23 protein-coding genes are annotated in these 25,373 nt (G+C 45.2%); 8 read left to right on the top strand and 15 right to left on the bottom strand.

Going from position 1 to position 25,373, the window contains the following annotated elements; all coding sequences use genetic code 11:
- Positions 1-25: 25 nt before the first annotated feature.
- The 3 genes from VCHENC03_RS17455 to VCHENC03_RS17465 all read right to left on the bottom strand — a co-directional run bounded on the left by VCHENC03_RS17455 (position 26) and on the right by VCHENC03_RS17465 (position 2,916).
- Positions 26-703, bottom strand: coding sequence for a putative ATP-dependent zinc protease (locus VCHENC03_RS17455; protein WP_009705382.1), 678 nt, complete (start codon positions 701-703; stop codon positions 26-28).
- A 12-nt stretch (positions 704-715) separates the two neighbouring features.
- Complete coding sequence (locus VCHENC03_RS17460) at positions 716-1,903, bottom strand: amino acid aminotransferase (RefSeq protein ID WP_009705381.1); 1,188 nt, start codon at positions 1,901-1,903, stop codon at positions 716-718.
- 155 nt (positions 1,904-2,058) lie between these two features.
- On the bottom strand, positions 2,059-2,916 hold the full coding sequence (locus VCHENC03_RS17465) for an AraC family transcriptional regulator (protein ID WP_009705380.1): 858 nt from the start codon (positions 2,914-2,916) through the stop codon (positions 2,059-2,061).
- A gap of 155 nt (positions 2,917-3,071) precedes the next feature.
- Here VCHENC03_RS17465 and VCHENC03_RS17470 point away from each other — a divergent pair, with 155 nt between their 5' ends.
- Positions 3,072-4,457 carry an MATE family efflux transporter gene (locus VCHENC03_RS17470; protein ID WP_009705379.1) on the top strand — a complete coding sequence of 462 codons (1,386 nt, stop codon included), beginning with the start codon at positions 3,072-3,074 and terminating at the stop codon, positions 4,455-4,457.
- Positions 4,458-4,603: 146 nt separating this feature from the next.
- Here VCHENC03_RS17470 and nrdG read toward each other — a convergent pair whose 3' ends face one another.
- On the bottom strand, positions 4,604-5,074 hold the full coding sequence (gene nrdG / locus VCHENC03_RS17475; protein WP_005435220.1) for an anaerobic ribonucleoside-triphosphate reductase-activating protein: 471 nt from the start codon (positions 5,072-5,074) through the stop codon (positions 4,604-4,606).
- An 85-nt stretch (positions 5,075-5,159) separates the two neighbouring features.
- Positions 5,160-7,280, bottom strand: coding sequence for an anaerobic ribonucleoside-triphosphate reductase (nrdD, locus tag VCHENC03_RS17480; RefSeq protein WP_009705378.1), 2,121 nt, complete (start codon positions 7,278-7,280; stop codon positions 5,160-5,162).
- Positions 7,281-7,588: 308 nt separating this feature from the next.
- Between nrdD and VCHENC03_RS17485 the strand changes: the two genes are divergently transcribed.
- Positions 7,589-8,452, top strand: a complete 864-nt coding sequence (locus VCHENC03_RS17485) for an endonuclease/exonuclease/phosphatase family protein (RefSeq protein ID WP_009705376.1) — start codon at positions 7,589-7,591, stop codon at positions 8,450-8,452.
- A gap of 14 nt (positions 8,453-8,466) precedes the next feature.
- On the opposite strand, the gene VCHENC03_RS17490 is transcribed toward VCHENC03_RS17485, so the two are convergent.
- From VCHENC03_RS17490 to VCHENC03_RS17500, 3 genes are read right to left on the bottom strand one after another with little or no spacing between them, the layout of a single operon-like run.
- Positions 8,467-8,907, bottom strand: a complete 441-nt coding sequence (locus VCHENC03_RS17490; RefSeq protein ID WP_009705375.1) for a YeeE/YedE family protein — start codon at positions 8,905-8,907, stop codon at positions 8,467-8,469.
- 14 nt (positions 8,908-8,921) lie between these two features.
- On the bottom strand, positions 8,922-9,338 hold the full coding sequence (locus VCHENC03_RS17495; protein ID WP_332307000.1) for a YeeE/YedE family protein: 417 nt from the start codon (positions 9,336-9,338) through the stop codon (positions 8,922-8,924).
- A 10-nt stretch (positions 9,339-9,348) separates the two neighbouring features.
- Positions 9,349-9,642, bottom strand: coding sequence for an ArsR/SmtB family transcription factor (locus tag VCHENC03_RS17500; RefSeq protein WP_009705373.1), 294 nt, complete (start codon positions 9,640-9,642; stop codon positions 9,349-9,351).
- Between the two features lie 151 nt (positions 9,643-9,793).
- Between VCHENC03_RS17500 and VCHENC03_RS17505 the strand changes: the two genes are divergently transcribed.
- Positions 9,794-11,497 (top strand): FAD-dependent oxidoreductase, encoded by a 1,704-nt coding sequence (locus VCHENC03_RS17505; RefSeq protein WP_009705372.1) that lies wholly within the window; start codon positions 9,794-9,796, stop codon positions 11,495-11,497.
- A 48-nt stretch (positions 11,498-11,545) separates the two neighbouring features.
- Here VCHENC03_RS17505 and VCHENC03_RS17510 read toward each other — a convergent pair whose 3' ends face one another.
- From VCHENC03_RS17510 to VCHENC03_RS17530, 5 genes are all read right to left on the bottom strand, one after another.
- Positions 11,546-11,764 (bottom strand): DUF6500 family protein, encoded by a 219-nt coding sequence (locus VCHENC03_RS17510; protein ID WP_005446898.1) that lies wholly within the window; start codon positions 11,762-11,764, stop codon positions 11,546-11,548.
- 99 nt (positions 11,765-11,863) lie between these two features.
- Entirely contained in the window at positions 11,864-13,090 is a 1,227-nt protein-coding gene (locus VCHENC03_RS17515; RefSeq protein ID WP_009705371.1) for a carbohydrate porin, read from the bottom strand.
- Positions 13,091-13,201: 111 nt separating this feature from the next.
- On the bottom strand, positions 13,202-13,834 hold the full coding sequence (locus tag VCHENC03_RS17520) for a DUF3299 domain-containing protein (RefSeq protein WP_009705370.1): 633 nt from the start codon (positions 13,832-13,834) through the stop codon (positions 13,202-13,204).
- A gap of 79 nt (positions 13,835-13,913) precedes the next feature.
- Entirely contained in the window at positions 13,914-15,245 is a 1,332-nt protein-coding gene (locus tag VCHENC03_RS17525; RefSeq protein WP_009705369.1) for a metal-dependent hydrolase family protein, read from the bottom strand.
- 558 nt (positions 15,246-15,803) lie between these two features.
- The gene (locus tag VCHENC03_RS17530) at positions 15,804-16,802 is read right to left on the bottom strand and encodes a helix-turn-helix domain-containing protein (RefSeq protein WP_009705368.1); all 999 of its coding nucleotides are present in this window, start codon (positions 16,800-16,802) and stop codon (positions 15,804-15,806) included.
- Between the two features lie 396 nt (positions 16,803-17,198).
- Here VCHENC03_RS17530 and uhpT point away from each other — a divergent pair, with 396 nt between their 5' ends.
- From uhpT to manA, 5 genes are all read left to right on the top strand, one after another.
- The gene (gene uhpT / locus VCHENC03_RS17535; RefSeq protein WP_032802392.1) at positions 17,199-18,596 is read left to right on the top strand and encodes a hexose-6-phosphate:phosphate antiporter; all 1,398 of its coding nucleotides are present in this window, start codon (positions 17,199-17,201) and stop codon (positions 18,594-18,596) included.
- A gap of 136 nt (positions 18,597-18,732) precedes the next feature.
- Positions 18,733-19,341: a transcriptional regulator UhpA gene (gene uhpA, locus VCHENC03_RS17540; protein ID WP_009705366.1), complete on the top strand. Its 609-nt coding sequence runs from the start codon at positions 18,733-18,735 to the stop codon at positions 19,339-19,341.
- A complete protein-coding gene (gene uhpB / locus VCHENC03_RS17545) occupies positions 19,341-20,840 on the top strand; it encodes a signal transduction histidine-protein kinase/phosphatase UhpB (RefSeq protein ID WP_009705365.1) in 1,500 nt (499 codons plus the stop codon). Before uhpA ends, uhpB begins: the two co-directional genes overlap by 1 nt.
- A gap of 5 nt (positions 20,841-20,845) precedes the next feature.
- On the top strand, positions 20,846-22,186 hold the full coding sequence (locus VCHENC03_RS17550) for an MFS transporter (protein WP_009705364.1): 1,341 nt from the start codon (positions 20,846-20,848) through the stop codon (positions 22,184-22,186).
- A 118-nt stretch (positions 22,187-22,304) separates the two neighbouring features.
- Entirely contained in the window at positions 22,305-23,513 is a 1,209-nt protein-coding gene (gene manA / locus VCHENC03_RS17555; protein ID WP_032802391.1) for a mannose-6-phosphate isomerase, class I, read from the top strand.
- 67 nt (positions 23,514-23,580) lie between these two features.
- On the opposite strand, the gene VCHENC03_RS17560 is transcribed toward manA, so the two are convergent.
- On the bottom strand, positions 23,581-24,240 hold the full coding sequence (locus VCHENC03_RS17560) for a potassium channel family protein (protein WP_009705362.1): 660 nt from the start codon (positions 24,238-24,240) through the stop codon (positions 23,581-23,583).
- Positions 24,237-25,358, bottom strand: a complete 1,122-nt coding sequence (locus VCHENC03_RS17565) for an AI-2E family transporter (RefSeq protein WP_009705361.1) — start codon at positions 25,356-25,358, stop codon at positions 24,237-24,239. The genes VCHENC03_RS17560 and VCHENC03_RS17565 overlap by 4 nt, the downstream gene beginning before the upstream one ends.
- Positions 25,359-25,373 lie beyond the last annotated feature (15 nt).

Below are 25,373 nucleotides of genomic sequence, written 5' to 3'. Positions count from 1 at the left end.
ATTACATTAAGCACTTAACAGTAAGTTATTTGCCACTTGGTTTGTTCTGAACGTATTTCTTAGATACATCCACAACGGCTACATCACGGAAGAAGCTACGACCTAACAAAATTGGGAACTTCATGTGACCACGTTCTGTTAACGTAAACTCGGTTTGCTCTTTTAAGTCACCGACTTGGATATAAGCTAAAACGACGGGACGCTTATCTACGTCTTCAGATGAAGATTGACGAATCTTGGCCCAACGCTCAACAGGCAGTTTGAACTCTTTGCTCGCCTTACCATTGATGTCGATTTTGAACTGTACCCAGTCTTTGCCATCACGCTCAAATGGAACCACTTCAGTCGCACTGATCGATGATGTCGTTGCGCCAGTATCAACACGACCTTTGAACGTCTGGTTGATAGCTGGAATGTGGACCCACTCTTCAGCACCCAGAATCAACATACCATCAGGTGTTTTTTGTACCTTAGCTGGTTTTTCTGGCTTTGGTTCTGGTTTCTTCTCAGGCTTAGTTTCCGGTTTTTGTTCCGGCTTCACCTCAGGCTTTGGTTCTACTTCAGGTTTCACATCCGGTGTTTCAACCGGTTGCTCAACGACTGGTGTCTCTGGCTCAACGGGCTCAGTGGTCGTCGGTGTCGACGTACAAGCGATAAGACCGCCGCTCATCATTAGCGGCAGAATCAGTTTCCAGTTCTTCATTAACTCTCCCAATTAACGTTGAGATACTTTTTGGATAGCGTCAGCAACGTAAGGAATATGAGTTTCGGTTAAACCAGCGATGTTGATACGACCATCACCGACACCATAAATGCCATAATCTTCACGCAGTTGCGCCATTTGGTTTTCACTAAAGCCTAGCACAGTAAACATGCCTTTGTGGCTCTCAATGAAATCAAATTGATCTGTATTATGGTTGTTTCTCAATTCGTTACACAAAGTTTGACGAAGGTTCAGCAAGCGTTGCTGCATTTCGTTCAATTCTTGTTTCCAAACGGAAGTCAGATTTGCATCTTGAAGGATGGTTTTCACTAATGCTGCACCGTGATCTGGCGGCATAGTGTATGTTGAACGAGCTAACGTAAGCAGTTTGCCTTTGGCATTCGCCACATCTTTTGCATTTTTACCGATTACAATCGCTGCACCAGTACGCTCACGGTACAGACCGAAGTTCTTCGAACATGAAGTTGTGATCAGCATCTCTTCAACATTGTCGGCCATAAAACGAAGACCTTTTGCGTCTTCTTCTAGACCGTCACCAAAACCTTGGTAAGCAATATCTACAAACGGAGTAAAACCGTTCTTTTGTGAAAGCTCAGTAATCGCTTGCCATGTAGAGAAGTCAATGTCTGCACCCGTTGGGTTGTGGCAGCAACCATGGAGAAGAACCACGTCAGAAGGACCAGCTTTAGAAAGGTCTTCTAGCATTTTCGCAGTATCAACTTGCTTGGTTTCTGGAGAGAAGTAATGGTAGAACTTCACTTTAAGTCCAGCCGCTTCCATCACTGGCTTGTGGTTTACGTAGCTTGGGTTTGAAATCCAAACCGTTGTATCTGGTTGTGCAACCTTCATTAGGTCACCCAACATACGTAACGCACCACTCGCACCAGGCGTTTGAATCGCAGCCACACGATCTGTTGCTGACGTGCCAGTCAGAAGCAAATCGATCATGCTTTGGTTGAATTCTTCACAGCCAGCAAGGCCAACGTAAGACTTGGTCTTCTGGTTTTCGACAACCACTTCTTGAGCCATTTGAATGGCTTTCATGATTGGCGTTTCACCAGCGCTGTTTTTGTATACGCCAATACCAAGGTCAACCTTGTTTGGACGTTCATCGCCGCGGTATGCGACGGAAAGAGACAAAATGGGATCTAATACGGGAGTTGGTAGATTAGAAAACATGAAAGTCATAACCCTTTGAAATTCAAGTATCGAACCTCACGGTAACACTTTCGCTAACAATGGCGAAATGATTTTTTACTCATTTCGCCAATTAGAGTACAAAATTCTGGTGACTGCGGAATTTTATGAACTCAATCGGTCACAAAAAGAACGATTCACTCACCGTAATTGATATCGAGTTTGCCATTTTTTCTGAACTCACGAGGGGTCATTGACGACCATGCCTTGAACCGAGTACTAAAGTTTGCACCAGTTGGATAACCAACTATTTCACCAATATGTTGAATGGACCACTCAGTCGATCTCAGTAAACGGGCTGCGTATTCCATTCGCATACGAGTTAGGTGTGCCATTGGGCTTCGCCCAAACTGCTGTTGCGTTAGTCGATGTAAGTGAGGCTCCGAACAAGGATAAAGTGCGGCAAGTTGCTCTACTGTCCAATCTTTATGGAGCTGTCGTTGAACCAAATCGAATACACGACGCAGTTTTAATTGGTTTCTCGAAAGGGCGTCAGAGTGCGGCATGTTTAACATAAGCTCTAGCTGAGCAACGCTATGCGCCCCGACCTCACCACCATAATCTATGGGCAAATTGATACTGCGTAATAGGGTTTGAATACAGGAATACATCACCTCTGGCGCAGGGGTGAGTTGATAGTCGATATCGTCATTCACCATTTCCCACTCTTTATATTGGGAAAGAAACACCCATGCGATTTGCCATGTCTCGTCTTCCATCCCAAAGCCATTTTCAATGCCTGCTGGCACGATCACTAACGATCCTGGCTCAAGTTCATAACGACAAGCTCCGCTCTCCAACCAGCCTTTGCCACGAACCGTATACAGCAACATGTGTTTCTTCTGGTTTTTGCGATAAACCGAAAAGAAATCTCGGCAAGTCGCGATGCCGCATTGGACGATCCCCCTTTCTTCGAGGGCAAGTACTCGAGTGTGATCGACAAATTCTTGATAGGTCTTATCTGAAATAGCGTAGCGTTCTTGTTTTTCTTCCATGGGACGACAACTCACAAATGCACTAAAGGCAAACGCGTTTTATCAAAGCATCGATAAAGACTGGATAGTTTGACAAAACTTTTGGATGTCTTTGAAAAATACACCGCCAAATCATACGGATAAACTACTCGCATTGTTCTTAGAGGAGAAATGCGATGCTCTTAACACGTCAATACATAGACAAAGCATTTTGGAAAAAACTGATTGCGATCGGTGTACCTGTGTCACTGCAATCCATGCTGTTTTCGTTACTTGGTGCCATCGATATTTTTATGGTGAGTCAGTTAGGTGAATCTGCAACAGCAGCGGTTGGCGTTGGTAATCGAATCTTTTTCTTTAATCTCGCCGTGGTGTTTGGATTGTGTGGTGCAGTAACGGTTTTAGCCTCCCAATATTATGGCTCTGGAAACCTCTCTGGCATACGCAGAACGTTAGCGCAATCTTGGTTTATTTCGCTAGTGGTGACTCTGCCATTTATCTGGCTGTATGTGGTTTATGACAAACAAATCGTCTCTTTTATGGCGGACGATCCTGAGTATGTTGGCTATGCGAGAGAATACTTAGTCGTAACAGGTTTGAGTTTGTTAGGCACGGCAGTTGTCGTTCCTATTGAGTCGGTGTTGAGATCCATTGGTGAGGCAAAGATGCCGACTTACGTCAGTATTGCCGCTATCATCGTGAACGTTTTCCTTAATGCGGTTTTGATCTTTGGCCTACTCGGTTTTCCGCAATGGGGCGTATTTGGGGCTGCAGTCGGTACTTTTATCTCACGCTTTTTCCAAACTGCGGTTCTGGTTTACTTCTTTTGCCGTCGGTATTCACATCTGCTCCCTACTCTTTCAGATTGGCGTGAGGGCACAATAAAGAAGTATCGAAACAAATATTTCAAAGTTTCTATGCCAATGCTGATCCACGATGCGTTGTGGACTGGCGGATTGATAGTCTACAGCATCATTTACGGCCAATTGGGCGTAACCGAACTGGCGATTATCTCGTTCCTATCACCAATTGAAGGAGTATTGATTTCAACCTTTATGGGATTCGCTGTTGCCGCTTCTGTACTGCTTGGGAATGACATTGGTGCCCAACAATATGACCGTGTAGATAAGACCGCGTGGTGGTATGTATTAACGAGCGCAGTATTGGCAACCATTTTGTTCTTTGCCGTATGGATTTGTTCGCCTTTGATTTTGAATTTGTTAGAGATGAGCCCGCTCACAGACAAACAAATGGCGTTGAATGTATGTTTGGTGCTCGCATTAGGCATGATACTGCGCGTGTTTAATATGGTTGGTATTGGAGGCGTATTAAAGAGTGGCGCTGATATTCGCTATAGCATTTTCATCGACACGTTTGGTCAATGGGCGATTGGTATTCCGCTTACCTACTACACCGGGATGGTGTTAGGTTTACCACTGCATTGGGTGTTGATGTCCCTACTGGTCGAAGAATTAGTAAAAGGCATTCTAACGACTCACCGAATTCAGTCTAAGCGATGGATTAATAACATGGTTGATGATGACTCCAGTGTGACGGCGTAACTGAAACGTTGTGCTATAGTTGTTGAGTAAGCTCAAAACAGGACGATTTCATCAATCAAAGCTTAAAAAGAACTCACACCAAAAGGGCACATTCGAAATATCCGAATGTGCCCTTTTTATATTTGGCTTTGCTTGAGTTGGAACGCTTAAAGCTCAGTGAATCGATGGATGATTTGATTCGAGCTGCCTCGCCATTCTAGATTGAGGTCTCGTTTATCTTGCTCGTATTTGCCATCAATTAATGTGTCGATGTATTGCGTCACTTCACGCTGCGCATCGTCTAGCTCTTCAAGCGTGTAACCTGTCCAAACCCAAATATCTTTGCCCGGGCACTCTTCTCTTACGCGTTTTACAAGCTTAAGAATGTGCGGCACGTTCGCTGGGTGCAAAGGATCACCACCGGACAGAGATAAACCACGGCGTTTGATACGCGTGTCGTTTAAGTCTGCAATGATTTTGTCTTCTGCTTCTTGCGTGAAAAACACACCAGAATCCAAGCGTTGCGTCGACTGGTTATAACAGCCGCGACACTGGTGTACACAGCCCGACACAAATAGCGTGCAGCGTGTACCTGGTCCGTTAACAACGTCAATTGGATAATATTGGTGGTAGTTCATAATCGTGCCTTGTTTTGCTGGCTAGAAAAGAAAATCAACCCACGACAGGTTGATTTTCATTATTGGGTTTGAGCTTAAGTAAACCTTACAGGTGTTTAACTCGACGCTTCACTTCTTCTTGCTTACCGAAGTTAAACGGACGTGCATCTGGGCTGCCTAGGTAGCCACAAACACGACGTGTCACTGACACTTTGGTTGAATCATGGTTGCCACAGCTTGGGCAAGTGAAGCCTTTACTTGTACAGTCAAATTCACCGTTGTAGCCACACTCGTAACACTCATCAATTGGAGTGTTTGTACCGTAGTAAGGTACGCGGGTGTAACTGTAGTCCCATACGTTTTCTAGTGCTTCAACGTTACGTTGCATGTTCGGGAACTCGCCGTAACAGATAAAGCCGCCGCTTGAGATTTCTGGGTAAGGCATCTCAAAGTCGATCTTGTCGTATGGGTTCACCTTTTTCTCAACATCTAGGTGGAAGCTGTTGGTGTAGTAACCTTTGTCTGTTACGCCTTCAATAACGCCGAACTCTTTCGCGTCGATGCGGCAGAAACGGCTACATAGGTTTTCACTTGGCGTTGCGTATAGGCTGAAACCGTAACCAGTATCTTCTGCCCAACCGTTTACTGTGTCTTTCAGGTGCTTGATGATCGCTACTGCTTTTTCACGCAGCACAGCGTCATCGTAAACGTGCGCTTCTGTACCGAATAGCGCGTTAATTGTCTCGTGTACACCGATGTAACCAAGAGAAATAGACGCACGACCATTCTTGAAGATATCTGCGATTGAGTCGTCAGCTTTCAGGCGAACACCACACGCACCTTCCATGTAAAGGATTGGTGCAACACGTGCTTTCACGTTTTCTAGACGAGTGATACGTGTTTCTAGCGCTTTACGAGCAAGACGTAGACGGTCGTTTAGAAGCTCGTAGAATTTCTCTTCGCTGCCGTTTGCACGGATAGCGATACGAGGAAGGTTCAAGCTCACTACGCCAAGGTTGTTACGACCTTCGTGAATCAGCTCGCCGTTTTCTTCGTAAGTACCAAGGAAGCTACGACAGCCCATTGGGGTTTTGAATGAACCCGTTACTTCCACTACTTTGTCGTAGTTAAGAATGTCTGGGTACATACGCTTAGACGCACACTCAAGCGCAAGTTGCTTGATGTCGTAGTTTGGATCTTCTGATTTGTGGTTCAAGCCATCTTTGATGCCGAATACCAGTTTAGGGAATACCGCTGTTTTACGGTTCTTACCTAGACCTGCAATACGGTTCTTCAGAATCGATTTCTGGATAAGGCGTGATGCCCAGCTTGTACCAAGACCAAAACCAAACGTAACGAATGGTGTTTGACCGTTCGCCGTGTGTAGCGTGTTTACTTCGTACTCTAGAGATTGGAACGCGTCGTAACACTCTTTCTCAGTGCGTGCTTTTGCGAACTCTTCTGGCTCAGCAATTTTCCACTCTTTTGCGATCTCTAGGTGTTTCTCGTAGCTTGTGATTACGTACGGTTCTAGAACTTCATCAATACGGTTGATGGTTGTGCCGCCGTAAATGTGGCTCGCTACCTGAGCAATGATCTGTGCCGTTACTGCAGTTGCAGTCGAGATTGATTTAGGAGTATCAATCTCAGCGTTACCCATTTTAAAGCCGTGCGTTAGCATGCCTTTAAGATCGATAAGCATACAGTTAAACATTGGGAAGAACGGAGCATAATCCAAATCGTGGTAGTGAATGTCACCTACTTCGTGCGCTTGAACCACATCACGAGGAAGGATGTGTGTCTTCGCGTAATGTTTCGCTACGATACCAGCCAACAAGTCACGTTGAGTCGGAATCACTTTACCGTCTTTGTTCGCGTTCTCGTTGATTAGGTCTAGGTTGCTTTCTTCAATCAGACCTTCGATTTCACGAGTTAGGGCGCTTTGTTTCTCACGAGCGATGTCGCGATCGTGGCGGTATTCGATGTAAGAACGTGCTAGGGCTTTGTAAGGACCTTGCATGAGTTCATTTTCGACTAAGTCTTGAATCTCATGAATGTGAACTTCATCGTGATCCTGAAGCTGTAACTCAACTGCCAGAGCAACATTTAGTGCATAAATGGCGACATCTTTGTCTTTGTTTTCCGCTGCTGCTTCTACTGCTGCTTGAATACGATCCCTGTTAAACGGAGCTCTTGAGCCGTCACGCTTGATTACGATTGGTTTCACTTTTTCTCCTTACCCCAAAATACTCACAGACTTATCCACAAATACACTATATGGGGTTATTTCTTATTCTGATGACACAATATATTGTGGCGTATTTAACGAGAAGCACCAATTGAAAACATTGATTTTGATCAATAAAAAATGGGTAGCGAACAAGAACAAATCGATCTTATTGGCGCTGATCTCAGTTGCGAAGAAAACTGTGAAAATTGCAAAATTGGAGCGAAATCCACTTGCTTTTTTTCGAGGTCTTATAGGATAAAGGATGGAAAGGAATGCGCTAAATAATAGGAGTGCAACAGACCAAAATGCGATCACTTTTTGTTACGACGATATTATTTTTTAGTTCTCTTTCATTCGCTCAAAATTCCATCAACTTAACCAGTTGGAATATTGAATGGTTATCTATAGATGGCGGAAAAGTTTCGAGAACACCACAAGATTTTGAAAAACTGACCCACTATGTGGATAAAACACAAGCCGACATTCTTGCTTTTCAAGAAGTCGAAAGTCCTGCTGCCATCCAAAAAGCCGTTGGCAATGACTTCACTATTTATCTGTCTGATCGTGCGAACGCTTCTAATCGACATCTTCAGTTCAACGATACCAATCAATACACAGGTTTCGCGGTGCGTAATGGCGTAAACGTATTAGACAAACCAGACTTTTCTATCACACGAGGCAACAACAAGCTCCGCTTCGCCAGCTACCTTGTTTTGAATCCAAACCAAGACAACGAGACTCACCTACTCTCTGTGCATCTAAAAGCGGGTTGCAGTGGCGCATATCGCAATAACCGCGACTGTAAGATAGTGAAACAACAAGGACAGGCACTAGCTAAGTGGATAAAAGCGCGCGAAGACAACAAACAACAATATGTGGTGCTTGGCGACTTTAACCACAATTTGGGTTATCGAGGAGATTGGTTATGGGAAGTACTATCGGGCAATACCGATGCTAAGTTAGTGACCAAAAATACCAAAGCGGAATGTAAAGTGCGTTCTAATCGTAATCCGAATAAAACCCACCAATTCCGCTCGGTGATAGACCACATTATTGTGAGTGGTGATTTAAAGGCGTCGTCTGGTGTTCAAACCGTTTTCAAAACACAAGATGTGCTCGACTACAAACTGAGTGACCATTGCCCAGTTTCTACGACGCTCTCTTTTTAACGTTGATACTTTCTTTAGCCACGAACCACTCTTTTAGCGGTGAATGACCCAACCAACATTGCCGCTATAAAGAGCAGAACTTGTACGTTGCCAGTAAAAAGGCTGGCAACCGCAGGACCAGGACACACACCCAATAAGCCCCAACCAATACCAAACAGTGCTGCACCACCAACTAGCTTTTTGTCTATCGTTTTAGAAGTCGGACAGACAATCTCATCACCAAACACAGATTTGCTTCTTGGCTTTATTAATAAAAGATAAGCAGGAACGAACACCGCAAGTGCTCCGCCCATAACGAAGGCTAAGCTTGGGTCCCACGCACTGGTAATATCGAGAAAGCCGATAACTTTGGCCGGATCAGCCATACCGGAAATCACCATACCAATACCAAAAAGCACACCAGAAAATGCAACGATGGAAATTTGCTTAATACTTTTCATTACGTGGGTTTTCATTACGACACTATTCCTTACGAGACTAGCAAGACGGTTAACATGGCTGTTGCCATAAAAGTACACGTCGCGACAACAGAACGGACAGAGAAACGCCCCATTCCGCAAATACCATGACCACTTGTACAACCATTACCAATACGTGTACCGACTCCGACAAGCAAACCAGCAACGACAACCAAACCAAGAGAACCGCTGTACTCAGTTGGTACGTGTCCGCCAAGGGCATAAACAGCAAACACACCGCCTAATGCCATCGCAATTAAGAACACAATTCGCCAAACGCGATCTGTATTCTCAACAGCGCCATTTAATATCCCGTTGATTCCCGCTGTCTTACCAGTGAAGAGCATCAATATTACCGCTGATGCGCCAACCATTACGCCGCCCAAAAGCGACATCCAAGGAACTTCAAACATAATAATCACCAATATAAAGTTTGAATTATTGCTTACAGAAAACTTGGTTAAACGCTTCGATCAGCGGAGCGACTCTCCCATCAGAAATCGAATAAAACACCTGCTGAGACACCTTTCGAGCTTTGATGATGTCGTGTTTTCTCAATACGGTGAGGTGTTGTGAAAAGGCTGATTGGCTTAATGCTGAGCCTTCAAACAGTTCACCGACCCCTTTTTCGCCTTCAATTAGCTTGCACATCACGATTAAGCGCTCCGGATGAGCCATAATTTTAAGTAGCTCACTCGCTTCGGTCGCGCTTTGTAGCATACTGTCGCCCATTCTTATGCCCCTTCATCAATACGTTAAGTTTTATTAGATATTACTAATTAATATTATTAAGTCAATGCTAATGTAGTTAAATTAACATTAGACACAGCTAATTTATTTAAGTAAGGTGTAGGCGTTTTCGATCATTCAGTAGGAGAAATCCATGAGCAAAATCGTGATTATTGGTGGTGTTGCTGGCGGTGCATCTGCAGCAGCTCGCGCTCGTCGTCTTAGTGAAGACGCAGAAATCATTATGTTTGAACGCGGTCCATTTGTGTCATTTGCAAACTGTGGCTTGCCGTACCACATTGGTGGCGATATCCAAGAACGCAGCAAACTGCTTCTTCAAACGCCTGAGAGCTTTTTAGCGCGTTTCAATGTTGATGTTCGTGTGATGAATGAAGTGGTTTCAATTAACCGCCAAGATAAAACGGTTACGGTTAAGAACCTACTTGATGGCTCTGAATGCCAAGAGAGCTACGACTTTCTTCTACTCAGCCCTGGTGCAGGTCCAGTTGTGCCGCCTATTCCGGGTATTGATAACCCGTTAACGCATTCGCTGCGCAATATTCCAGATATGGATCGCATCATTAAAACGATCGAAACCAACAAAGTTGAACACGCTACGGTCGTTGGCGGTGGTTTTATCGGTTTGGAAATGATGGAAGCCTTCCACCAGCTTGGTGTAAAAACCACATTGGTTGAAATGGCGGATCAAGTGATGACGCCCGTTGACCGAGAAATGGCAGGCTTTGCTCATGCTGAAATTCGTGAGAAAGGCATCGACCTGCGTTTAGGCGTTGCTCTATCTTCCGTTGAATATGTTGCAAACCAATCTGTCGCCAACACTGAAGCGGGTGAAGATGACACGCACCAACACCTTCAAGGAAAACTGACGCTGTCTCTAAACAATGGTGATCAGCTGGACACCGATATCCTGATCATGGCGATTGGTGTTCGCCCTGAGACAAAACTCGCGCAAGAAGCCGGACTTCAAATTGGCTCACTAGGTGGTATTTACACCAACGAGTACATGCAGACCAGCGATCCTTCTATCTATGCCGTTGGTGATGCGGTTGAAGAGAAAGACTTTGTCACTGGCGAACAAACGCTTGTTCCGTTGGCAGGTCCGGCAAACCGTCAAGGTCGTATGGCAGCGGACAACATGCTTGGCCGCCAAGAAACTTATCAAGGTACACAAGGCACGGCGATCTGTAAGATCTTTGATTTGGCCGTCGCTTCTACTGGCAAAAACGAGAAGCAGCTAAAACGTGAAAACATCGCTTATGAAAAAGTGTATGTCCACACAGCAAGCCACGCGAGCTACTACCCTGGCGCAGAAACTGTGTCGTTCAAAATGTTGTTTGATCCAGCAACCGGAAAGATTTTAGGTGCACAAGCAGTAGGTAAAGATGGCGTTGATAAACGTATCGACGTAATGGCAGTTGCTCAGCGTGCAGGTATGACGGTAGAACAACTGCAACACCTTGAACTCACTTACGCGCCACCTTATGGCTCAGCGAAAGATGTGATTAACCAAGCGGCGTTCGTTGCGAACAACATCATTAAAGGTGACGCAACAGCGATTCATTTTGATGAGATTGACAACCTGTCAGAAAACCAAGTGCTGCTTGATGTTCGTAATCCGGGAGAATTGGAATCTGTAGGCTTCATCGAAGGCGCGATCAATATTCCTGTCGACCAACTTCGCCAACGTATGAATGAACTGCCGAAAGACAAAGAGATCGTGATTTATTGTCAGGTCGGTTTGCGCGGTAACGTCGCCTATCGTCAACTGGTCAACTCAGGGTTTAAAGCGCGTAACCTGCTTGGCGGTTACCGTACTTACAAGTTCGCAAAAGCTTAATCTCTGATTCTGCTTAGGTAGACAAAGGGGCACGTTATGTGCCCCTTTCTACATTTCGGATTCGACTAATTGAATAATCTTGGTCGCTTTTTCGAAGTGATCGAGTTGATGAGTTTGAATCCACCAAGTCGCCGCTTCCATCAATAACTCAGGATTGTCATTCTTATTAGCAAAAAAGGCATAAAAGGACACGCCAACATTGTCGCCTTTCTGCTCTATTTTCTTCTTACACACCTGTATGATTTTGTCTCTTAACGCGATGTTCATTGCCATTCCCTTTCTCTTTGCGATAGCAAAATTAACCTAAAACAAGAATAACTGTATTTATATACAGTTATTCTTGGTAAGGCAAATAAACATAATCATCTAGATGAATATTCTCGCGCGGAGACCTAATACCCAAGTGCTGCTTTTGTTCGAAAATGCTGGGTCTTTGATGTATTGAATATCAGGGGTAATTTGAATGTAGTCGTTCAACTGCATGTTGTAGTAAAGCTCGGCCGTGAACTGTTCAGAGTCATCCACACCATAAGCGTGCTCTAGGTTATCGTTAACATGGCTCCAGTTAACCGCGAAGCCTAGGTTGTTGGTTGGCTTACCTAAACCAAAGTAACCAATTCCTACCGTTAGCGATCGATCATAAAGCGCCACATCACCTTCCGAAAAGCCGCCGCGAACAAATGGCATCAATTGCTCTGTAGCAAAATAACTTGCTGAAAAGTTAATACCCTGCCCGCTGTCTTTATTCGTTAGGTTATGTTGCGTGTCGCCATCCAAATGCCAAGCAGTTAGGTGAACATTGTCGGTATAGATTTGGTCTTGTGAGGCCGTCCAACCCAGCTCGAACGTAGTAAATAGTTTATGATCGTTGAATAAGGTATCAAAGCCATCAAATGGCTCATCTGAACGCCCTTTACCATCTGCGACGCCAGCAACCATATAAAAGTTATCAGTTAGCATGTGTCCCACGGCTAAGCCGAGAATTCCATCATCCGGTAGACCAATAGAGCCTCCACCAGTGCTAAATGCAAGGTTACTAAATCCGGTCCAAGGGCTTGCCAATGCATAGGCATCAACGTAGTCAGTCGTATCTAGAAAGCCAACCATGAAGGAAGTTTTGCCACCGTTGAGCTTTTGCTTCCAATATAGGTTGGTTAGACGAGCCCCTTGATCACTGTATGCTGGACCAATCATCCCTGCATAACCTAACCCGTTACCGATAAAGCTAAACTCTTTCGGTGACAAATCGCTGTACGCATGGCGGTGTTCGACTTTCCAAACCAATCCGCCCGTATTGCCAGATTCAAGCCCAACAAGATTCCAACTACCGTAAAAACGAGCAACACCAGCGCTTGCTGTATCTTCACCACCACTTTGAGGGTCTGAGGCCGTTAGACCAAGGAATTGATAGTCCAGACCGAAAGTAACATTGTGTTCCTCTGCTAATGACTCACGCCATGAGCGTTTTTCTCGAGCGTTTTCCGCAATAGTATTGTCCACCGTATCAGGGCTACCAAAGTTCGCCGCGTTAACCGATGATGCTATTACAAGTGAAAGAGCGATAAAACTAAGCTTTGGAACAGTTACTTTCATGTCTGGGTTCTCATTAAATTGATTTCTAGAAAGAGATTTTAATGATTCAGAGTTTTGAAAATTGCCATTAAGCGACAGCTCACTGCTTTTATGTATTTTCGATATGTACTCTTATCGATAAGGTCGGATAGAAACCTCATCCATTTGGTAGATAGTTTCTACGTTCGCAGCACCATCAGAGTATGAAACGTCTGCTTTGGTCTTTTTCACATGCAGATCCCCTTTCACCCAAATTGGTTCGTAAAGAGAAGTCAGTTTCAAACCTTTTGGATAATCAACCAATACAATCTGGTTTGCAGGTGGCGGAGGTGTATGGATACATGCGCCCATGGTTGGAACAAGGAAGAATTTTGTGACAACGTCATTGTTAAATTCTACCGGCGTAACAAAGCCAGGAATTTCATAAGTTTCTTCTGTTAGCGTTGTGTTTGGCATTGATGCCAACATACGACGATGTTCAGTAATTTCGTTGCGCTTTTTGAACAACCACTCAATGTCTAAGTCGTCAGCTTTTAAACTGTCTTCCAGTTCTTTCATGGTTTGCTTTTGTTGCTCGTTAAGATTTTGAGAATCGCGATATCTTGCAAGAGAGCCCAGTTCAAAAAGTTGTTGGTCTGTGAGTTTTACAAATGGGTCTTCAATCTGAGGAACATTCACCGGCAGCAATTGCTCCCAGCTTAATTGATCGGCGGATACATTTGATGAAGCCAGCAAAACTAAGCCAGCCAATAGGTACTTCTTCATACGTTCCCTTGAATAGTTCTTTGTCTTTTAGAGAAAAATTTGGGGACAACGTATGCCCCCAAACTGATTGCAGAGTTTACTACAAGGTGTTCTTGTGGATCTTGCCGTCTTTCATAATTACTTTGAATTTATCTTGGTAATCGTTAAGAACTGTGATGTCCTCCAGAGGATTTCCGTCCACCAGCACCACATCTGCATATGCACCAGGCTCTACGACACCCAATTTGCCGTATTTATATGGATTCATACCACCCGACCAACTAAGCACTTCTGCTGCGTTTGATGTACCCATCTTCATGATTTGATACGGGGTAAATCCGACTTTCTCCATCCAAACCATATTGTCTGCTTGACGTGTATTGTAAGCTGGACCAAACATATCGCCGCCGGTCACAATCAACAGGTCGTATTTACGCGCCCACTCAAACATCTGTTTTGCGCCTTCGTTTACTTTGGTCGCTTTGGCTTTTTGATCTGGACTAAAGAAGGTGATCTTTTCTGGTTCTGCAAAGGCTTCGAGAGACATCACCGCTTGCGCAGAAAGTGCCACCCCCTTCTCTTTCATTCGCTTGATGGTTTCCTCAGAGATAAGGAAGTTATGCTCGATAACTTTCACGCCAGCATCAATGGCGCGATTAACCGAACGGTCATGATAAGCGTGTGCCATGACATAAGTGCCATAGTCTTCCGCTACACCCACAATCGCTTCCATTTCCTCTTTCGAGAATTGTGTCATATGGATTGGGTCAAACTCACTTGCAACACCGCCGCCAGCCATGATCTTGATTTGAGTTGCCCCCGAACGTAGGTTCTGACGCGCAGCACGACGAGCCTCTGTTTCACCATCGACGATATAACCAAAGCCGTGGCGTTCAAGATCGTCAACGCGCCCTGGTACATCATTGAAGCTGCCGGTATCTGCGTGACCGCCAGTTTGACTCAAGAAACCGCCCGCTGGGAAGAGTCGTGGGCCTTCTAGCAAACCATTGTTAATGGCTTTTGCCATACCAAGAATGTTACAGCCAGCGTCACGAGCTGTGGTAAAACCTTGGTCGAGGTACTGCATCATGGAAACGTGGGCACGAGCCCCCATCGCCATTTGATCGTAACCATCTCGACCTACCAACATGCCTTCCTGAATACACATGTGTGAGTGCATATCGATCAAGCCAGGAATCATGGTTAAGCCTTCGCCGTTAATCGTTGTGGTTTGTTTGTCGGTTTTTATCGGTTTAGCCGAAATCTCTTTGATTAAGTTATCGACAACCAATACGTTCTGGTTTTGCAGTAGCTTTTCATCCGTGCCATTGAAAACATCGACGTTGGTAAACAGCGTTGAGGCTGCATTGGCATTAAGGGCGAACGCACAAGATAGCGCAACGAAAGAAAGGTTCTTCTTAGAAATTGTCATTATTACACCTATGTTTTTGGATAGTTGGAGTCCATTTCCTATAACCTCCCTGTTTAAGCAGCGGCGTTATGAGGGCGTCTATTTCAGTGATCACCAAAAACAACTGATCAGATAAAAATACATATGAAACAGACGACTTACGTTAAAAACATAGAAGTCATAATGACGACTTTCAAGGTGGTTTAATTGCCTTTACACGACAACATGCGGATATTGTTATAGAAATGTGAGTTGAGACGAAAACCTCCGATTATTCAGAGGTTTTATGTCTCAGGGTCTGTTGACCTTTCGTGATGATTTTTGCAGCAGTTTGCAGGTGTTTTATGCATGATATGTAGCGATTCTACCTGATAAGCCGATAACGCAGTAGAAGGCACCTACAAACGCTGCCCAAAGGGTTCGGCTAGGCGCCCCCGGCTAAAAGCGTTTTACTCTTTGTTGAGTCAATTTTACTTAGAACCACTAGGCTTCAATCGACTCGTCGCGATTAAAACGCTTTTGACTAGGCGTCCCCATCCGAACGAAATTTAACCACGAAAGATAAACAGACCCTAATAATTACAACAAAGATTGACGGTACGCTTTAGGCGTGAGATTCATCATTCGCTTAAATGCACGGGTGAAATGAGCAGAATCTGAATAGCCTGTTTTGAGCGCAATATGTGTGATACTCAGGTCTCGGTCTGCTAACAGTTCCAGCGTTTGTTTAAGCACCAAGCCTTCGATCACTTCTCTATACGTCGTATCCTCATTTGCTAGCCGCCTTTGTATGGTGCGAGCATTCATGTCAATCAACTCGCCAGCAAACTGGATAGAGATCTTGCCCATCGAGAGATAAGGCGTGAGTGCCCTTGCTAATGCGTCACTGAACTTATCATCCTCACCCCGAAAACTTGTACTTGGCGCCGTCTGGGATGGAGTGAAAGCAATCGGCTGGTTAATCCAATTATTAGGAATCGAGATGGCAGTAACCGGTCTACCAGTAAAGAACTGCGCACTCTTCATACCCGGTAATAGATTGAATGGCTCGGCTTCTACATCTTGAATCCCGACTTCAGCCAATCGCCATTGTGAACCCACAAGCTTTTTGAGCAATTCATTCATGAACATAGCTGAGAACATTTCTGCATAACGAAACCATTCTCTTTCTGCGTCCTGCTTTTCTCTCACTAGCCACCATTTACCGCCCCGCGATACGACCGAAAGACTGACATTATCTGAGATCTGTTTTAGCAGTTGGGAGACTTCTTCCAATGCCGCTTTAAGTGAGTGCGTTTGGGTAATTTGATTGGCAAGCCTAGGAACGTAGATGTCGTGGCAAAGCGTCCAAGTAAGCAAAGCAAACTTCTCTGGTGATGCTCGTTCACCTAAGGTTTGGAATACCGATTTTAATGCACTCTCTGGCACAAACGCATCAGGGGATTGGGTGGATAAGATATCCTGTGGCATACGTGCGGATTCAAGTAAGGAATGGATATCGCCATCCAGCTCATTGAGCATAGTGGCAAAAAGCTTTACTTCTTCCGAGTGAACCAAAGGAATATCTGTATTGGGCATGCAAGCTATCATCTTAAAATACCAAGGATTATTTTAGTTTAAGCACAAACTTCCGGGCTGTCATTAGTCACAATCCAAGTGCAATTTGATATTGAGAAGTGACTCACTCCGAACAAACAAGCCAACCAATATCGGCCTTCAACATAGATCAGCGCCAGAGCGAATACTTGCCAGTTCGCGCCACAAATGCGTTTTATCCACTTTTTAAGCGCTATTTATATTTCTATGAATGTGATGATTTTCACGCTTTCTTAATCAGCAATCGTTTTCTAGGAATTTTTCCTAGTCGATCTAAGCCCTCCTCTCATGTGGTTCAAAAGAGGACTCTCTACAATCGCCGACAGCTAAAAGAAAGCGAGCACGCAAGTGCATCACACTAATACAAGAGAGTTCACGATGTTAAAATTCCTTGAACAAGTCCGGAAGCCTACCCTCGATCTTCCTGTCGAAGTACGTAGAAAAATGTGGTTCAAACCATTTATCCAATCTTACCTAGTGGTATTTATTGGCTATTTGACCATGTACCTGATCCGTAAAAACTTCAACGTCGCGCAAAACGACATGATTTCTACTTACGGTTTGTCGATGACAGATCTAGGTTTGATTGGCCTCGGTTTCTCGATTACTTACGGCATCGGTAAGACCGTGGTTTCCTACTACGCCGATGGTAAAAACACCAAGCAGTTCCTTCCTTTCATGCTTATCCTTTCTGGCCTGGCAATGCTTGGTTTCAGTTTCAGCATGGGTGGTGGAAGCGCGAGCTTGTTCTTGATGGTGGCGTTCTACGCACTAAGTGGTTTCTTCCAAAGTACTGGTGGTCCTTCTAGTTACTCAACCATCACTAAGTGGACACCGCGTAACAAGCGTGGTTCTTACCTAGGTCTTTGGAACATGTCTCACAACGTAGGGGGCGCGGGTGCTGCAGGTGTGGCTCTGTTTGGTGCTAACTACTTGTTCGACGGTCACGTAATCGGCATGTTCGTGTTCCCTTCTATCATTGCGATCATCGTTGGTTTCATCGGTATGCGCTACGGTAACGACTCTCCTGAAGCCTACGGCCTAGGTAAAGTAGAAGAGCTATTTGATGAAGCCGTCAGCGAAGAAGACGAAGCGGCTGAAGGCAATCAAATGACTAAGAAAGAGATCTTTGTTGAGTACGTTCTGAAAAACAAAGTGATCTGGCTACTTTGCTTCGCAAACATCTTCCTTTACATCGTGCGTATCGGTATCGACCAATGGTCAACGGTTTACGCATACCAAGAACTTGGTCTATCAAAAGAAGCAGCAATCTCTGGCTTTACCCTATTCGAAGTGGGTGCGCTTGTGGGTACTTTGATGTGGGGTTACCTGTCTGACCTTGCAAACGGTCGCCGTGCGCTAGTGGCTTGTGTTTCTTTGGGTTTGATCATCGTATCACTTGAGTTCTACCAACATGCAACCAGTGAGTTCATGTACCTAGCGTCGCTATTTGTTCTTGGCTTCCTAGTGTTTGGTCCTCAACTGCTTATCGGTGTTGCCGCGGTTGGCTTTGTTCCTAAGAAAGCAATCAGTGTGGCAGACGGCGTAAAAGGCACATTCGCTTACCTAATTGGTGACAGCTTCGCGAAATTAGGTCTTGGTATGATTGCAGATGGCACACCAATCTTTGGTCTTACGGGTTGGAAAGGTACGTTCGCTGCCCTAGATACCTCAGCAATGATTTGTATTGTTTTGCTTGCTTTCGTTGCTATCGCGGAAGAGAAAAAGATCCGTCAAAACAAGAAGAAGCTTGAACTCGCAGAAAACCAAGCTTAATCAACCAGCGCGCTTTGGTAGTCAAAGCGCGCTAGATCATTAAATAAACTTGGTCAGTTTAGTATCATAGTAGGTTTTTATTGGGCTCTTTGAGAGCTCATTTTCGTTTGTGTATTGCTGAAGTTTGGTATTTAAGATGATTAACGTAGCGCTTGTTGATGACCATGTCATTGTTCGTTCTGGATTTGCTCAATTGTTGAGCCTTGAGACAGACATGAATGTTGTAGGTGAATTTAGCTCGGTAGCAGAAGCTCGAGTGGGATTACCTGCGTGCAAGCCAGATGTGGTTATCCTAGATATCTCGATGGCAGACGAAAGTGGGCTTACCCTACTCTCCGAAATCCCTTCAGGCATTGCATGTGTCATGCTTAGCGTGCACGACTCTCCGGCAATGGTTGAAAAGTCACTCAAACTTGGCGCTAAAGGTTACCTAAGTAAACGTTGTAGTCCTGATGAGTTGATTCAAGCCGTACGAACCAGTGCTTTGGGCGGTTGTTATTTAACGCTTGATATTGCGTTGAAGCTCGCGACACCAAGTGACAAAGCGGCAACGCTGACTCAACTGACTCGCAGAGAAAACGAAGTGTGCCAATTGCTGGCTCGTGGCTTGGATGTGAAGTCTATCGCCACTGAGCTTGGCTTGAGCCATAAAACCGTTCACGTTCACCGTGCAAACGCCATGGATAAGCTTGGCGTAAAGAACAACGTTGAACTCGCCAAACTGTTCTCGCAAGAGTCGTTTTAATGCGTAGCTACACCATCACCTCAATTTGCGGTTTATTCATGACAGGATGCTCGTGGTTCTGTCTGTGGGTGATCGCTTATTACTTTGTGAATGATGCTGAACTGGCGATCTTGTTGTTCCCCTTTGCGTTGCGTTTGGGGTTAACACTGCACACGCGTACAAAGTATTGGGCAACGATTTATCTCGCCGAATGGGGATTAACCGTTGCACTCGCTTTACTTCTTGAACAGCCACAATGGTTGATGGTGTTGGTGGCCAGCGTATTGAGCATTCCGGTTGTTTACCTTGCTAAGCGCTATTACAAAGGCGATCAGAACCAGCATTTAGCGGTGATGGCGGTCGTTTTGCTCGTGACGTCTTGTATTAACGTACTTGCGGTTGGTTATCACGTTCAATCTGTCTACATGGCGTGGTTAGCGAGCATTGCGGGCGGTTTGTTGGTGCTGCCAATGTGTTACCTACTCTGGAACTACCTCTTCCAAAGCCCTTGGTCACCGCTGACCTCGAATTTGTTAGCCAACGAAGTTCAGTTCAAAGTTCGTCATATTCTGCTTTATAGCGTGCTATTGATTGCCAGCATTTTAGTTCAAACCAGTTTGCCAGATGAGTTAAAACGCTTCGCACCTTTCTGTATGGCAATCCCAATCATTGTGCTGGCGCTACGCTATGGTTGGCAAGGCGCTCTTCTTGCGACCATGTTAAATAGTATTGCGCTGATTGCTGCGCGAAGTGGTGTTTCGAATCTGGAAATCACTGATCTGCTCTTGTCCCTTTCGGCACAAACCTTAACTGGAATTATGCTCGGTTTAGCGGTGCAGAAACAAAAAGATCTTAACCATAAGCTGCGTGGCGAATTGTCGAGAAACCAAACCTTGTCACGACAACTCATTCAAGCGGAAGAGTCGGTACGTCGTGACGTGGCAAGAGAGCTGCACGATGAAATTGGTCAGAACATCACGGCGATTCGTACCCAAGCGAGCATCATTAAGCGCGTTGATAATGCCGAAATGAACACACGCTGTGCCGACATGATCGAAAACCTTTCTCTCAATGTTTATGACACCACCAAACATCTACTGAGCAAACTACGCCCGAAAATGCTCGACGATCTGGATTTGAAAGATTCCGTTCACCAGTTAACTCGTGAAATGGAGTTCGACAATCATGGCACTCGCGTTGTACTCGATTGGCAAGGTGACTATGAGTCTTTAGGCGACACGCTAAAAGTCACCCTATTCCGTTTGTGTCAAGAAGCGTTAAACAACGCTGCGAAATACGCGAATGCGACGTCTATTGTTATCGAGCTGTCTATTGACGAGAACATTTCGTTGAACATCGCTGACAACGGCATTGGTTTCAAAACCGAAGACTGCATGAAAGGCATGGGCGTTCGTGGCATGCAGGAACGCGTACAAGCACTCGGCGGCAAAATGTATATCTACTCTTTGAACGATCATGTGGATGGCACGCAAATCGCCATCACATTACCTAAGGTGTAACGAGCATGTTTGGATTTTTTCAGTCTCCGAGCTACAACCAAGCTCCCCTTAGCAAAGACCAAGTGGATGAACGCTATCGCTATTGGCGTCTGCACATCATGCTGGGTATGTATCTTGGTTATGCGGGCTTTTACTTCACTCGTAAAACCTTCAACTACGCTGCACCCGCGATGATTGCTGATTTAGGTTTGGATAAAGCCGATATCGGTATGATAGGTACGCTTTTCTACATCACCTATGGTTTGTCGAAGTTTATCTCGGGCACCATTTCTGACCGTTCTAACCCTCGCTTTTTCATGGGTGTCGGTTTAATCGCGACAGGCCTTATCAATATCGCGTTTGGCTTCTCTAGCTCTTTGGTTGCACTCGCTGCACTTTGGGTGATGAACGCTTGGTTCCAAGGTTGGGGCTGGCCTTCTTGCTCTAAGTTACTTACGACGTGGTATTCGCGCTCAGAACGTGGTTTCTTGTGGGCAATTTGGAACACCGCCCATAACGTAGGCGGCGCTTTAATTCCCCTACTCGTCGGATTTCTTACATTCCATTACAGCTGGCGAGAAGGCTTTATCGTACCGGGCGTTATCGGCGTGATTCTTGGTGTGGTTGTTTGTTGGCGTTTGCGCGATAAACCGACCACTCAAGGGCTACCAACGGTTGGTCAATGGCGAGATGACAAGTTAGAACTCGCTCAAGAAAATCACGGACAAGGTCTGAGTTATAAAGAAATCCTCAAACAATACGTGTTCAACAACAAGTACATTTGGTTGCTCGCATTCAGCTATGTACTGGTTTATATCGTGCGCACCGCCATTAATGACTGGGGTAACTTGTACCTGACAGAACAACACCACTACAGTCTAATCAATGCTAACGCGGCATTGTCGATGTTTGAAATCGGTGGCTTTGTTGGTTCTCTGGTGGCTGGTTGGGGCTCGGATAAACTGTTCGGTGGTAACCGAGGTCCGATGAACCTGTTGTTTGCCGCAGGTATATTCCTATCTGTTGCTGCACTGTGGTTGATGCCGTTAACTAACTTTGCGTTCCAAGCTGCGGGGTTATTCTCAATTGGCTTCTTCGTATTTGGTCCACAAATGTTGATTGGCATGGCCGCAGCGGAATGTTCACACAAAGATTCCGCTGGTGCTGCAACGGGCTTTGTTGGTTTGTTTGCTTACATGGGGGCCGCACTTTCTGGCTACCCATTGGCATTGATTCTTGAAGAATACAGCTGGACTGGATTCTTTATCACCATCTCGGTATGCGCAGCCGTTATTGGCTTGCTGTTGTTACCGTTCTTGCAGGCTCAACCTTCAAGAAAGCCGCTCGCTCCCAAGCTTAGGTTGTAGACATCTGATTGTAGAAGCGACTTCTACACCTCTTAGGGTGAGTTAACCACTCACCCGTCCAATCTCCACTATTTTTTGCTTCCGATTCAGTTCGGAGGGTTTTTCACGGGTAAAATTCATGAATTCGAATACTATTTCATCAAAATGCTTCTTCAAAATGGACAATAAGATCCAAAACTACGACTGGGGAAGCCGCACCGCTATCCACGATTTGTTTGGCTTCGCTAACGAAGCTCAGCAACCTCAAGCCGAAGTTTGGATGGGCACCCATCCGAATGGTTGCTCTATCGTCAATCAAGGAAGTACAAATGTGTCGTTATCAGAATTGATCAAACAAGATCCTTCAGCGTTTCTATCCCAAAACACGGCTGAAGTATTTAGTGACCTACCTTTCCTTTTCAAGATTCTTGCGGCGGATAAAGCCTTGTCGATTCAAGTGCACCCAAACAAGCAAGATGCGGAGCTCGGTTATGCAAGAGAACAACAGCTAGGTGTCCCGTTGAGTGCATTCAATCGTAATTACAAAGATGCCAACCACAAGCCAGAACTGGTTTACGCACTTACTGAATATCAAGCAATGAACGGCTTTCGCCCGTTTGATGAAATCATCGTTGAGTTCCGCCTGTGTGACATTCCAGAGATTAACGGTTACGTAGAACAATTTGAGCGCAATCCTAATCAAGACGGCTTGTGTCAGTTCTTCGTAGAGATCCTTTCCATGGAAGAAGCACGCAAGGCTAACGCAGTTGACCATCTATTAAGTTACGCAGCAGCCAACCAAGTGCGCCCTGTGTGCGAATTGATTTTAGATCTTGCTGCTCAGTACCCGAATGACGTAGGTTTGTTTGCCCCATTACTGCTGAATGTTATTACGCTTAAACCAGGTGAAGCTATGTTCCTGAGCGCAAGAACGCCTCATGCTTACATCAAAGGCACTGGTCTGGAAATCATGGCGAACTCAGACAACGTACTTCGCGCTGGTTTAACACCAAAACACATGGATGTGGAAGAACTGGTTAAGTGTACCGACTTCATCCCAAAACCAATGAATACGCTACTAACCCATGCAGCAATCAACGGCTCTGAGCATCACTTCCCTGTTCCTGTACAAGACTTCAAATTCTCTGTCTTCCAAGAGCCGAAAGATCAACAAGTTGAGATGAGCAGTGCGGAAATCTTGATGCCGATCGATGCGGACGTCACGCTACTTGCAGAAAGCGGTGAAACATTGGTGCTTGGCAAAGGGCAATCGGCTTTCATCCCTGCTTATGTAGGGAACTACACGATCCGTTGTGAAGGTCGCGTTGCTCGTGCGTTTAATGGCTAAGTTCATTTCCTCTTAAAACAAAAATGGCGGAGACTTTTCAGCTCCGCCATTCAAACCATTCATTTGTTTACTCACTCTGTGCTTGAGCTAAACGAATACTCACCAAACTTGCCACCATGATGGCTAAGTAAAAGCTCCCGACTATCGCTTCAAAGAAAACGAAGAACTGAGCCACTGGAACCGTTGGTGAAATGTCACCATAGCCCACTGTCGTTAATGTGATAAAGCTAAAGTACAAAGCATTAAACAAGTTCGACAGCCAAGGTTTTGCTTCTAATCCTGTGAAAGAGCTCGGGAAGAATTCCAGCACCAATAAGTAAATCACCGCCCACGCAAGCCCTAATAACAGATAGATACAAATCGAACCGATGATGTGGTTTGTCGTCACCGACTTAGTTAACACCACCTGCTTTAATGCCGAGTATATGTGCGAAAACAAGAACACCAATAACGCACCTAGCGTCAAAATGGACAGATCTAAATGCTCTAAGAACGACATCCCGTAGGAGATGACGGCCACAATCAGTAACACACCATACCATGTTCGGTTGGTTTTGTTCTTCTTGTTGATACCTGCGATCGAAGCGCCTAGTGTCACCACCAAAAGGGCGAGAACAAATTCCTGCCCATCTGGATAAAACTGATGCATCACAGCACAGCCAAAAAACAACGCAATGAGTGCGAAAAACAAAAAGTAGAAGTTATCTTCCCTGGTCATCGGTTTCATGATGCCACCTCTACTTTGTCTTCCTCCTTCGCTTTTTGGTCCATGCTCAGTGCTTTGTTTGCTTCAGTGTCATCTTCATCTAACCAGTTCACCATCAACTGGTAAGTCAGACTCAGTACCACGGCACCAACAAACAGACCAACGATACCAGACATTGCCATACCACCCAGTGCACCCAACAGTGTCACAAGCATTGGAGTGTCAGAACCACGGCTTAGAAGAACAGGTTTCAGTACCGCATCACTTGCGCTCACCAAAATACACCAGACTAGGAAGATGCCAGCAACCAGTGTTGATTCGACACTAAACACGTAAATGATCGCAGGAATCAATGCCAGAATCGGCGGCAACTGAACAATCGCAATCAGAATCACGGCAACCATCCAAAGCGCAGCAGCAGGAACGCCAACCGCGACCATACCAACACCCGCCATAACAGATTGAATTAACGCGACACCAATTACGCCTTGCACCACACTGCGAACGGTCGATTTAGAAAGATCAATCAACGCTTCGCCTTTCTTGTTGGTTAGACGGTCAGCCAACTTGGTAAAGCCTTTCTGGCACACTTCAGCATTACTCATGAACGCACCTGCAATCATGGTCGAAATAATGAACTGGATGAAACCACCGCTTACGGAACCAACGATAGACGCAGCTTGAGAAAGAAAGCCTTTTACTTGCTCGCCATAATTAACCAAGAAGCCTTCCATATTGGTCGAAGCGTAGTTGATCGCGACATAGAGTTTGTCACCCACCAATGGGATTTCCTTCAGACTCTCTTGAGGCTTAGGCACAACGAGCGTGCCATCCTGCAGACCTGTAACAACCTCAGTACCACTGGTGTAAAGGCCAGATGAAAGAGCAATCAGTGGAATCAGAAGCAGCAAAACACCTACCGTGCTGAGGAGCGCACTTGCCTTGCCTTTGGAAATACCTAAGCGATTATGAAGAGACATCATGACTGGGTAGAGCGCGATAGCAATAATGCCACCCCACACAACCAACATAATGAATGGGCTGAGGATAGAGAAACACCACCAGATCAGTAACGCTACGGCTCCGATCTTGATTGCGGCATCTATCGCCTGTTTAGAGAAATCATTTGAAGCTTTCATAGCGTTACCTTTTCA

The organism is Vibrio sp. HENC-03, assembly GCF_000305755.2.
Lineage (GTDB): Bacteria > Pseudomonadota > Gammaproteobacteria > Enterobacterales > Vibrionaceae > Vibrio > Vibrio owensii.
Note: the sequence above shows the minus strand (reverse complement) of the source record. Positions and strands in the feature narration are given on the sequence as shown.

What these genes read in the sequence shown, in the direction of transcription:
- VCHENC03_RS17515 (WP_009705371.1), bottom strand. Translation starts at nt 13,090, where the DNA reads ATGAAAGTAACTGTTCCAAAGCTTAGTTTTATCGCTCTTTCACTTGTA.
- nrdG (WP_005435220.1), bottom strand. Translation starts at nt 5,074, where the DNA reads ATGAACTACCACCAATATTATCCAATTGACGTTGTTAACGGACCAGGT.
- VCHENC03_RS17465 (WP_009705380.1), bottom strand. Translation starts at nt 2,916, where the DNA reads ATGGAAGAAAAACAAGAACGCTACGCTATTTCAGATAAGACCTATCAA.
- VCHENC03_RS17490 (WP_009705375.1), bottom strand. Translation starts at nt 8,907, where the DNA reads ATGAAAACCCACGTAATGAAAAGTATTAAGCAAATTTCCATCGTTGCA.
- uhpT (WP_032802392.1), top strand. Translation starts at nt 17,199, where the DNA reads ATGTTAAAATTCCTTGAACAAGTCCGGAAGCCTACCCTCGATCTTCCT.
- VCHENC03_RS17500 (WP_009705373.1), bottom strand. Translation starts at nt 9,642, where the DNA reads ATGGGCGACAGTATGCTACAAAGCGCGACCGAAGCGAGTGAGCTACTT.
- VCHENC03_RS17525 (WP_009705369.1), bottom strand. Translation starts at nt 15,245, where the DNA reads ATGACAATTTCTAAGAAGAACCTTTCTTTCGTTGCGCTATCTTGTGCG.
- VCHENC03_RS17485 (WP_009705376.1), top strand. Translation starts at nt 7,589, where the DNA reads ATGCGATCACTTTTTGTTACGACGATATTATTTTTTAGTTCTCTTTCA.
- VCHENC03_RS17460 (WP_009705381.1), bottom strand. Translation starts at nt 1,903, where the DNA reads ATGTTTTCTAATCTACCAACTCCCGTATTAGATCCCATTTTGTCTCTT.
- manA (WP_032802391.1), top strand. Translation starts at nt 22,305, where the DNA reads ATGAATTCGAATACTATTTCATCAAAATGCTTCTTCAAAATGGACAAT.
- VCHENC03_RS17470 (WP_009705379.1), top strand. Translation starts at nt 3,072, where the DNA reads ATGCTCTTAACACGTCAATACATAGACAAAGCATTTTGGAAAAAACTG.
- VCHENC03_RS17550 (WP_009705364.1), top strand. Translation starts at nt 20,846, where the DNA reads ATGTTTGGATTTTTTCAGTCTCCGAGCTACAACCAAGCTCCCCTTAGC.
- VCHENC03_RS17520 (WP_009705370.1), bottom strand. Translation starts at nt 13,834, where the DNA reads ATGAAGAAGTACCTATTGGCTGGCTTAGTTTTGCTGGCTTCATCAAAT.
- VCHENC03_RS17510 (WP_005446898.1), bottom strand. Translation starts at nt 11,764, where the DNA reads ATGAACATCGCGTTAAGAGACAAAATCATACAGGTGTGTAAGAAGAAA.
- VCHENC03_RS17565 (WP_009705361.1), bottom strand. Translation starts at nt 25,358, where the DNA reads ATGAAAGCTTCAAATGATTTCTCTAAACAGGCGATAGATGCCGCAATC.
- VCHENC03_RS17560 (WP_009705362.1), bottom strand. Translation starts at nt 24,240, where the DNA reads ATGAAACCGATGACCAGGGAAGATAACTTCTACTTTTTGTTTTTCGCA.
- uhpB (WP_009705365.1), top strand. Translation starts at nt 19,341, where the DNA reads ATGCGTAGCTACACCATCACCTCAATTTGCGGTTTATTCATGACAGGA.
- VCHENC03_RS17455 (WP_009705382.1), bottom strand. Translation starts at nt 703, where the DNA reads ATGAAGAACTGGAAACTGATTCTGCCGCTAATGATGAGCGGCGGTCTT.
- uhpA (WP_009705366.1), top strand. Translation starts at nt 18,733, where the DNA reads ATGATTAACGTAGCGCTTGTTGATGACCATGTCATTGTTCGTTCTGGA.
- VCHENC03_RS17505 (WP_009705372.1), top strand. Translation starts at nt 9,794, where the DNA reads ATGAGCAAAATCGTGATTATTGGTGGTGTTGCTGGCGGTGCATCTGCA.
- VCHENC03_RS17530 (WP_009705368.1), bottom strand. Translation starts at nt 16,802, where the DNA reads ATGCCCAATACAGATATTCCTTTGGTTCACTCGGAAGAAGTAAAGCTT.